Source organism: Kolteria novifilia, assembly GCA_007748055.1.
GTDB lineage: Bacteria > Planctomycetota > Planctomycetia > Kolteriales > Kolteriaceae > Kolteria > Kolteria novifilia.
The window spans coordinates 552,625-560,815 of the sequence record CP036279.1; the positions used below are offsets into that span (position 1 = coordinate 552,625).

The 8,191-nt window shown below is 59.7% G+C and carries 12 protein-coding genes and 1 pseudogene; 6 read left to right on the forward strand and 7 right to left on the reverse strand.

Translation table 11 applies throughout. The features are described from left to right. Window positions 1-30: 30 nt before the first annotated feature. A complete protein-coding gene (locus tag Pan216_RS02110; protein ID WP_145254145.1) occupies window positions 31-360 on the reverse strand; it encodes a cupin domain-containing protein in 330 nt (109 codons plus the stop codon). 43 nt (window positions 361-403) lie between these two features. Between Pan216_RS02110 and Pan216_RS27985 the strand changes: the two genes are divergently transcribed. After that, the gene (locus tag Pan216_RS27985; RefSeq protein WP_419193169.1) at window positions 404-649 is read left to right on the forward strand and encodes a hypothetical protein; all 246 of its coding nucleotides are present in this window, start codon (window positions 404-406) and stop codon (window positions 647-649) included. Between the two features lie 55 nt (window positions 650-704). Here the strand turns inward: Pan216_RS27985 and Pan216_RS02120 are convergent, their stop codons facing one another. Together Pan216_RS02120 and Pan216_RS02125 are read right to left on the reverse strand one after the other, a co-directional pair. After that, window positions 705-1,217, reverse strand: a complete 513-nt coding sequence (locus Pan216_RS02120; RefSeq protein ID WP_145254150.1) for a GNAT family N-acetyltransferase — start codon at window positions 1,215-1,217, stop codon at window positions 705-707. Beyond that, entirely contained in the window at window positions 1,214-1,459 is a 246-nt protein-coding gene (locus Pan216_RS02125) for a hypothetical protein (RefSeq protein WP_145254153.1), read from the reverse strand. Before Pan216_RS02125 ends, Pan216_RS02120 begins: the two co-directional genes overlap by 4 nt. On the opposite strand from Pan216_RS02125, the gene Pan216_RS27990 reads away from it, so the two are divergent. Continuing rightward, window positions 1,386-1,568, forward strand: coding sequence for a hypothetical protein (locus Pan216_RS27990; protein ID WP_419193711.1), 183 nt, complete (start codon window positions 1,386-1,388; stop codon window positions 1,566-1,568). The two genes, Pan216_RS02125 and Pan216_RS27990, sit on opposite strands and share 74 nt — an antisense overlap. A 4-nt stretch (window positions 1,569-1,572) precedes the next feature. Then, window positions 1,573-1,923: a hypothetical protein gene (locus Pan216_RS02130; RefSeq protein WP_145254156.1), complete on the forward strand. Its 351-nt coding sequence runs from the start codon at window positions 1,573-1,575 to the stop codon at window positions 1,921-1,923. Between the two features lie 128 nt (window positions 1,924-2,051). On the opposite strand, the gene istB is transcribed toward Pan216_RS02130, so the two are convergent. Further along, window positions 2,052-2,822 (reverse strand): IS21-like element helper ATPase IstB, encoded by a 771-nt coding sequence (istB, locus tag Pan216_RS02135; protein WP_145254158.1) that lies wholly within the window; start codon window positions 2,820-2,822, stop codon window positions 2,052-2,054. Beyond that, window positions 2,819-4,321, reverse strand: coding sequence for an IS21 family transposase (istA, locus tag Pan216_RS02140; protein WP_419193170.1), 1,503 nt, complete (start codon window positions 4,319-4,321; stop codon window positions 2,819-2,821). Before istA ends, istB begins: the two co-directional genes overlap by 4 nt. Window positions 4,322-4,395: 74 nt before the next feature. On the opposite strand from istA, the gene Pan216_RS27995 reads away from it, so the two are divergent. Beyond that, window positions 4,396-4,545: a hypothetical protein gene (locus tag Pan216_RS27995; protein WP_419193171.1), complete on the forward strand. Its 150-nt coding sequence runs from the start codon at window positions 4,396-4,398 to the stop codon at window positions 4,543-4,545. A gap of 246 nt (window positions 4,546-4,791) precedes the next feature. Here the strand turns inward: Pan216_RS27995 and Pan216_RS02145 are convergent, their stop codons facing one another. Next, window positions 4,792-5,724 (reverse strand): nucleotidyl transferase AbiEii/AbiGii toxin family protein, encoded by a 933-nt coding sequence (locus Pan216_RS02145; RefSeq protein ID WP_145254161.1) that lies wholly within the window; start codon window positions 5,722-5,724, stop codon window positions 4,792-4,794. Next, window positions 5,721-6,362 (reverse strand): type IV toxin-antitoxin system AbiEi family antitoxin domain-containing protein, encoded by a 642-nt coding sequence (locus Pan216_RS02150; RefSeq protein WP_419193172.1) that lies wholly within the window; start codon window positions 6,360-6,362, stop codon window positions 5,721-5,723. The genes Pan216_RS02145 and Pan216_RS02150 overlap by 4 nt, the downstream gene beginning before the upstream one ends. 237 nt (window positions 6,363-6,599) lie before the next feature. On the opposite strand from Pan216_RS02150, the pseudogene Pan216_RS02155 reads away from it, so the two are divergent. Further along, a pseudogene (locus tag Pan216_RS02155) lies at window positions 6,600-7,190 on the forward strand (N-6 DNA methylase); the annotation flags it as partial. Next, window positions 7,187-8,125, forward strand: coding sequence for a DUF1016 N-terminal domain-containing protein (locus Pan216_RS02160; protein ID WP_145254167.1), 939 nt, complete (start codon window positions 7,187-7,189; stop codon window positions 8,123-8,125). The pseudogene Pan216_RS02155 and the gene Pan216_RS02160, both read left to right, overlap by 4 nt. Window positions 8,126-8,191 lie beyond the last annotated feature (66 nt).

An 8,191-nucleotide genomic window follows, 5' to 3' on the forward strand; every position in this document is an offset into this window, starting at 1 on the left:
GCCGATCCGCCGCTTGGAGAGATCGGCGGGTCAGGGCTTCAGCAAGATCGTCAGCAGGAACGAGGCATCCTCGATGCACCTGACCGAATGAGGCTCCCCGGCAGTCAGGTAGAGCATCTGACCGGCAGCAAGTTCCTCCGTCTTGCCCAAGGCGGTGAAGGCGATCTTGCCTTCAAGACATTGGACCGTGATTGCGCCGGGGGCTTTGTGTTCGGCAATCTCCTTACCTGCGGCCATCACGAGGCGGACGACCTCGAACTTGTCTGTCTTGACCAGCGTGTGGGTCTTGGTGCTGGCAAGCTCCGATCCCAAGGGGCGGACATCAATCACGTCACCCGGATTCGCATGGGGAATCGCCATCTGTCTCTCCTCTCGTCTCCATTCGGGGACTCTTGATCTTCCGTTGAAGCATCTTCAACACGAGTTTCCCGTTGATGCCCTGCTGATCGCAAACGTACCCCAACGACTTCCCACCACACGAGTCATCAATGCCGAATTCCCGAAATACGCTGAGCGTTTTGTGGTGATCGATGATCCAATCGGGGACGGAGGTGTCGAGATCACAGAGCGTTTTGGGGAGTTCCTCAGCCATGTGTACATCTTACCGGATTGGCGTCAGTTGAGCATCGGCAGTGTTCCGACAACGTAGCGCACGATTGCGCTAACCCATCGTCGCCAGCGTTCACCGCCAACCACAACGCTTGCTACTCCAACGACATGAACGGCGGCGAATACTCGACTCGGCCTTCGATCCCCTCCAGTGCCCCCGGCACAAGCTCCAACGCCATCCACGCCTCGCCGCCTCCAAACGGTGATTGCAGCCGTTCAGCCAATTTCGACGAGAATTCGAATCGAGGGTAGAACTCGGGATGGCCAAGAACGACCACGAATCTGTGGCCACGTTCTCGGCAGGCTTCCAGCCCCTCTTCCACAAGTCGGCTTCCGATCCCTTGTCGCTGGTGACTCGGCAGCACGGCCATCGGTGCGAGCGACAGGGCGTCCACCGTTCCAACATTTGTAACGATGGTCACTCTGCTGAATAGGATGTGGCCGACGATTTCGCCAACCACTTCAGCCACGAGTGACATCTCTACGAAGCCGCCGCCACGCAACGCATCGACAAGGTTCGCCTCATAGTCTCCTTCGAATGCCGCCTGATTGACGTTCCAGATCGCCTCTCGGTCTTGCTCGGCTTCTGGTCGGATTGCAGCAGTCACTTCTGCTCCATCGACAGTCGCTTGAAGGCTTCTTTCGGTCTTCCATATCCCCGATCCTCTTTCGTGGCGATTGCCGACAGCAGAAGATCGTTCAGGCCGAAGCCTACGTCGTGTGGAGAGACGGTCGACTTCTTCTTCACCGCCGATTCACCTTCCGCGGCAGCCAACCTGAACAGGTACTTCACGAAGAACTGGGCAAAGTCGCAAAAGGGTCTACTCGACCATCTTAAAAAGGCGGACATCGTTCCGACGGACTTTCGGATCCTTGATGCTGCCAACCAATCCCTAGTAATGAACTTCTTACAAAGTCAGTCTGACTCGCTCAGGTCCAAAGCGTTGATCATGGAGTAGTGAGATGTCTGGGACAATTCACATTACCGAGCAAGATGTTTGGTCAACAGGGACAGCCACTTTTGCAAACATCGTAGAGCGAACTTGGGAGAAGCTAGAGCGTAGTGAGCGACTGCTTCTTGACAGAGCATACTCGCCGATGAAGGAGGGGTTCGACTTTATTGCATTGGATGAACTTGACGAAGCGAGTTTTCGCGCTTTTTGCCGTGGCTGCAGGGCGGCTTTCGATGAGTGTCAGTCGAAGCAGTTGGTGCAGCCACCGGAACTGTTTAGTGGGGTCATGGATCGCTGGAGAGAGTTCATGACGATGCTGGAGGCAGACGACAGGTTCGATGATGCATCGTTGAACAACTAGTACTACAGCGTCGGTTCTCGTTTGTTGACGGCGGTTGAAAATGGTGGCGCTGGGCGGTCGAAAATGGTGGCGCCTGGTTGGGAAAAGGTCTCCGTATGCCGAGATCGTGTCGCGGGTGATTCCTTGGTTCAGCCGGTTCGCTGTCGGCGGCGTTTGGCGTCCTTTAGCCGATAGCTTTCGCCGGTGGTTTCGAGGATGTGGCAGCGATGGGTCAGCCGATCGAGAGCGGCTCCGGTGAGCCGTTCGCTGCCGAGGACCTCGGTCCAGTGCTCGAAGGGCAGATTGGTGGTCACAAGAAGACTGTACCTCTCGTAGGCGGTGGCGATGACGTCGAAGAGGAGTTCCGCCCCGGCCTTGCTCGCTGGCACGTAGCCCAACTCGTCCAGGATCAGTAGGTCCAGCTTGGCAAGTTGTTGCCGTAACCGCAAGAGTTGACGTTCGTCGCGGGCTTCGAGCAAGAGGGTGAGCAGCTCGGTCACGCGGACGAACCGCACCTTGCGCCCCTGGGCGCAGGCGGCCATGCCCAGCGCGGTGGCCAGATGCGTTTTGCCCGTCCCCGAGGGTCCGACCAACAGGATGTTCTCTCGGCGCTCGAGATAGTCCCCCTTGAGCAGTTCCAGGACCAATGGCTTGTTGAGGCTCGCGCGGGCGGTGAAGTCGAACTCCTCGAGCGTCTTGGTGGTGGGGAAGCGAGCGGCCTTGAGTCGCCTCGCGGCGGCCCGACGTTCGCGTTCGATCAGCTCCAGTTCGCAAAGCTGCAAGAGGAACGCCAAGTGGTCGGCGTTGTCGGCGGCGCAGCGTCGGGCGATCCGCTCGCACTCGTCGTGAACGGTCGGCAGCTTGAGCGCCTTGAGATGATGCTTGAGCAGCACGGTGCTCTTGGTCGTCGTCTTGTTCACGAGGCCTGTCCTCCCAGTAAGACGCCGTAGGAAGCGACGTCGGTCGTCGGGACATGCACTCGCGCAAGGTGCGATCGGCCATCCAACGAGAAGACGGTGACCGGCTCGTCGGCGCGATGGTCGAGGATCGTGCGGATGCTCTCGGCATCGGTGACGTCAATCGCGAGCGCCTGCTCGACCGCGGCCGTCAGTTCCTTGAGCGGAAACTTCTCCAGCAAGCGAAGCACACGGATGTAGGACCTGGTTCCATGGCGGTCGTCCTCGGCCTCCAAACGGCGTCGCAACAAGCCAAAGCAGTCGGGCAACGACCACTCCTCCAAGGGGCGAGCGACATCGAACCCGCCCGGCTTGCGTTCGAGCAAGGCGAGGTAGTGGACCGGGTCATAGCAAGTCTTTTCCCGCTCCCAGCAGCGCGCGTGCCGGGCCACCAAGCGGTCCTCGAAGATCAGTCGTACCTCCAGGACGGTGGCGACGATCGTCAAGCGACGGTGGGCGTAGGCCACCGGCACCGAGTAGTCGTTGCGATCGAAACGGACGAGTGACTCACTGTTGGCACTGGCCTGGACCAGTCGCCTCGCCTCGAAGCGTTGCTTCGGCAGAGGCAGGAAAGCGGCACGATCATCGAGGAGCAGGTCGCGCTTGCAGGAGGACTTGCCGCGCGTGCGGCGCTCCAGGTCTTTCTCGCAAGAGACCACGAGCCGTTCGTTGAGTACTGCCAGCGAGGTGACATCGGGAACCGGGACCAGGAAGTTCCGCCGCGCGAAGCCGAGCAATCGTTCGACGTGTCCCTTCTCGTTCGCGCGTCTGACCAGGCAGAAATGCTCTTGGAAGAGATAGTGGCTGCGGAGCCGAAGAAACTCCTTGGTCAGCATCCGTTCGCGACCGGGAAACACCTTCGTCACCGCGATCGCCGAGTTGTCGTAGCTGATTCGCTTGGGCACGCCGCCGAAGAAGGAGAACGCCCGGGCATGGCCTTCGTGGAACGTCTCGGTGCATTCGCGTGGGAACGCCTGGATGAAGATCGCTCCCGAGTAAGGCAGGGTCATGACAAAGAGCGCGACCTTCGTCGGCTCGCCCGCCAGGCGGACCGTCGCTTCGCCGAAGTCGACTTGGGCCTCGCCCGGCGGATGCGAAAGCGGCACGAAGACTTCCCGCCGCGATTGCCTCCAGGCACGCACGGCGTCCTTGACGATCGTCTCCCCACCGTCGTAGCCGTGCTCGTCGCGTAGCCGTTCGAAGATCCGCTTGGCGGTGTGACGTTGCTTGGGCGGCTGCTTGCCGTCCTCCTCCAGGATCCGATGGATGATCGGCAAGAATGGTTCGAGCTTGGGCCTCTTGCGAGGCCGGGACAACCGATAGCCAGGCGGCTCGGCGTGAGCCAGGATCTTCGTCAACGTGTGCCAACCGAGGTCGTACTCGCGGCACGCTCCTCGCTTGCTCAACTCGCCGGTCAGGACCCGCCGGCGCACTTCCGTCCACCACTCCATGTCGGTTCGCACTCCTCCGCCTCCTTGCGAACTTCGGAACGATCGGGACCAAAGCCCCCATCTTCCCAAATCGCAACAAGACGTGAATGAGCGCCGCCATTTTCAACCGCCGTCAACAGTTCTCAAAGGCGACCAAGCACAACACCTCGGCCGGTCAAATCCTTTCCTCGTTGACCTGCGGAACCAATGGTCTGAGTCGTCAGATGGTTTCTTCGGCCAAACGTGTCATTGCTTGAACAAGTGTTACGACTGCCTTACGAACGTGTGGACTAAGCGCCGGCCAATTCTCGATAACGCACCGAGTATCATCTGGTATTTCGTTGCCAAACGCGGCCAATAGATGACAACTGCGGCAATCCGTCCGCTGTCACAAGAAATGAAGAATCCCCAACCCCTTGTGATTCAAGAGATTGGGGAGTGGAGGTGGTGAGAATCCAACCCGCGTCCTGCAACAACCGTAAGTCCAATGCCGGGCATTATCGTCACGGCTCGATCCTCGCCTGCCAGGGGCCGTTGGGGAGCCAGTCCATCTCAAAGTCCGCGCCCGCAACGAGGGCGTCCGTGGGCGGCATCAGGAACCCACGAAGGCTCTCCGCGATGCCTGTCAGTTCCGTCCCTTCAGCGTCGAGTTTGCTCTTCCGAACGAACGCCCGCCACTGGGTGAGCTTCTGGCGATCTTCGGTGAACTCGGTTGTGAGGGCCAACGGCGGTTGCTCGGGCAGAGCCGTCTTTCGCCTCTGGAAGGTCCCCCGGAGGGCCGAGCAGAGAACGGAGCCGGAGAACTCGAACTGCCGTGCCAGCGTCCAGACGTCATAGAAATCCTTCATGCGGCTGTTGGCGATACCGAGCATCACCATCGCCTGGAACTTCTCGGCCACGACCGTTTCCCGCGGATACGCCTTCAGCGTCGGGGCCGGCAGATCCAGCAGGGTTGGGTAGGTGACCTCGTTCGGACCGGGATTGATCGCGTCCCCAAACCCGATATCAATCTGGATCGGGATGCGGGCCGGTGCGAGCGTAGCCTGGAGCTTTATCCGCAGCCCCTGGTACTCCTCATCTTCCTTCATCCGTTCGGCGTGAACCGACTCTGCATGGAACTCCAAACCGTCGTCCTCTACGTCCAGCCCGCAAATGTCGCGAAGGATTTCCTGGAATCGCTCCGGGGCAGGATCGCCATACCCCAACAGATCGAGATCGCGGGTTGGGCGATGGACGTGCCCACTCCAGAGTTGGAACAGCATCGCGCCCTTCAAAATGAACTGGTCCCGGTGGCGAGATTGCGAGAGACGGTAGAGGAGCCGTTCTAGGCCGTACCTGGTCAGCACAAGACCGAAGTCCTCTTTCTGTTGTTTCGCCTTGTTCATCAGCCTCTGGCGAACGGAAGCGGCCATGTTCCGGGGATTCTCACGGGTCATGTCACCGCCTCCATGTAGGGCCGCATGACGTTCGACATCCGGCAGACTTTGGCGGCAGCCCAGAGTTCATCGACTGTGGCTTTGCGTTGTCGCACGAAGTCACGTAGGGCCTCAATCGCGACATCCAGCCCGATCTTGTTGCGGTACTTGAAACAGTCGGCAACCGTTTTCGCTGCCGAGTAGATGCGGACTTTCACGCCGTCGACGTCGTGCTCTTCGACACCGAACGACAGTGCTTGACCAGAATAGCGAACTATCCGTAGCGGCGGGTAGTCGATCTTGGGAAGCCGGGCCTTCTCGCCGATCGCCAGCCAGATCTCAAACGGGGCCTGCGTGGTCAGGTCGTGGAATCGAAGAGCGCTGAGCAGGCAGACGACGCCCTGCGGAACACGCTTACCGGCCTCGGCGATCGTACGATGCTCGCTTGGCTCAGAATCGGGCAGGGTGTACAGACCTCGGGCCGGACGCTCCAGCAGGCCCTCCGCGTAGAGCTTGTTGAGATAGACACCGGAGATACCGACCGCCTCCAGGTCGCGCGGGCGTAGAACCCCCGCCTTCTTGAGCAGTTCGAGGATTCGATCTTTCTTGGTCATGGACATAGTGAGTAATAGTCGGGAGATACAGATAAGTCCCGACATGATCTTACCTCTTGTCCGGAGAAAGGCAACCTCAGATCGGTGTCTGGCGAGCGGCGGGCTGGTTGCGACCACGCGGCCAATAACTCGGCGATTCTTCCTGTCTGGAAAACTGAATTGTTCCCGTCACAACACGAGAAACGCCCCTTGGAGATGATCATCGAAAAGACTGCCATGGTTGGATGAGGTGTTTATAGGGCGCGTGTAGGTTCCCTGTGTCCGCGGAGCGCGGATTTTTCGAGCGGGATCGCGGGCTTCGTTCTCGCCAACGGCTCGATGAGCAGCAACCAGTCCGGCGAAGGTGAAATCCGCCGTCAACTGATCGAGCGAGATCTTGTCGATTGCATGATCGCCCTTCCCGGCCAACTCATCTACACGACGCAGATTCCCGTCTGCCTGTGGTTCGTCGCCCGCAACAAGAAGAACGGCAAGTTTCGCGATCATCGCGGCGAGACACTGTTCATCGACGCCCGAAAACTCGGCGCACTCATCGACCGCACGCATCGTGAACTCTCCGACGACGAGATCGGCCGCATCGCCAAGACCTATCACGCGTGGCGCGGCGAGAAGGGCGCGGGCAAGTACGAAGACATTGCCGGGGTCTGCAAGAGCGCCAGCAGGGAAGAGATCGAAAGCCACGGCCACGTGCTCACGCCCGGCCGATACGTCGGGGCCGAAGTGGCCGAAGACGATGACGACATGCCCTTCGAGGAACGCATGGAACAATTGACCGCGAAGCTGAAAGGTCAGTTCGCCGAATCGTCCAAGCTGGAGAAAGCGATCCTCAAGAATCTGGCGAGCCTCGGCTTTACCGGCAAGGAGTCGCCATGACGAAGAAGCGGCTTCCCTCTGCGGCATCGTCGCTTCCGAGCGGGTTCACGGACCTGCTCGGCGAGGTGAAGCTGCGCATCCAGACGGCCCAGACGCGGGCGATGTTCTCGGTCAACGCCGAGTTGATCCGGCTGTATTGGGACATCGGCCGCCTGATCGAGGACCGTCAGCAACGAGAAGGCTGGGGAGCCTCCGTCATCCCCCGCCTGTCGGCCGAGCTACGCAACGAACTTCCGGAAATCAAAGGATTCTCACAGCGCAACATCGGCAACATGATCGCCTTTTATCGGGCATACCCGCGCCCCGAGGAATTTTTGCAGCAAGCTGCTGCAAAATTGCCAGCCCCAGAGAAAGTGCAGCAGGCTGCTGCAAAAACAGGGATCTCGTCAAAAGAGCCACAGCCCGTGGCACAAATGGCGGAATCCCTGCTTTGGACAATCCCCTGGTACCACCACTTCGTCTTGCTGCAAAAGGTGAAAGACCTCACGGCCCGCCGCTGGTACATGGAGCGGACGCTGGTCAACGGCTGGAGCCGCAATGTCCTCACGCTGATGATCGAATCCGAAGCCCATCGGCGCACGGGCAAGGCCGTCAGCAACTTCGAGCGGCAACTCCTCGCACAACAGTCTGACCTGGTCCAGCAAACGCTCAAGGACCCCTACATCTTCGACTTCCTCACGCTCGACGAACCGTTCCACGAGCGGGAACTCGAAACCGCACTCCTCCGCCTCCTTGCGAACTCCGGAACTGACGGGACCAAAGCCCCCTTCTTCCCAATCCGAAACGAGGCGAGAATGGGCACAACCACTGTCAACCGCCACCAGCGTTCTTCTGGCCCTAGCATGAGATCTTGGCCTACTCGACCGGGCCAGCGAATTGCGACCTCGAAGCGACCTCAGCATCATGGAAAGCCCTCGCCCCATTCAGGCGAGTGATCCGCCATGACATCCAGCCACGCTGATCTTGGCTTGCAAAGCCAAACTCGCAACCGTTCCAGTGAT

Excerpts from the sequence above, each read along its gene's own strand:
- Pan216_RS27995 (WP_419193171.1), top strand. The coding sequence starts at position 4,396 with ATGAGCGCCGCCATTTTCAACCGCCGTCAACAGTTCTCAAAGGCGACC.
- Pan216_RS02145 (WP_145254161.1), bottom strand. The coding sequence starts at position 5,724 with ATGACCCGTGAGAATCCCCGGAACATGGCCGCTTCCGTTCGCCAGAGG.
- Pan216_RS02125 (WP_145254153.1), bottom strand. The coding sequence starts at position 1,459 with ATGTCCGCCTTTTTAAGATGGTCGAGTAGACCCTTTTGCGACTTTGCC.
- Pan216_RS02110 (WP_145254145.1), bottom strand. The coding sequence starts at position 360 with ATGGCGATTCCCCATGCGAATCCGGGTGACGTGATTGATGTCCGCCCC.
- Pan216_RS02160 (WP_145254167.1), top strand. The coding sequence starts at position 7,187 with ATGACGAAGAAGCGGCTTCCCTCTGCGGCATCGTCGCTTCCGAGCGGG.
- Pan216_RS02150 (WP_419193172.1), bottom strand. The coding sequence starts at position 6,362 with ATGTCGGGACTTATCTGTATCTCCCGACTATTACTCACTATGTCCATG.
- Pan216_RS02130 (WP_145254156.1), top strand. The coding sequence starts at position 1,573 with ATGTCTGGGACAATTCACATTACCGAGCAAGATGTTTGGTCAACAGGG.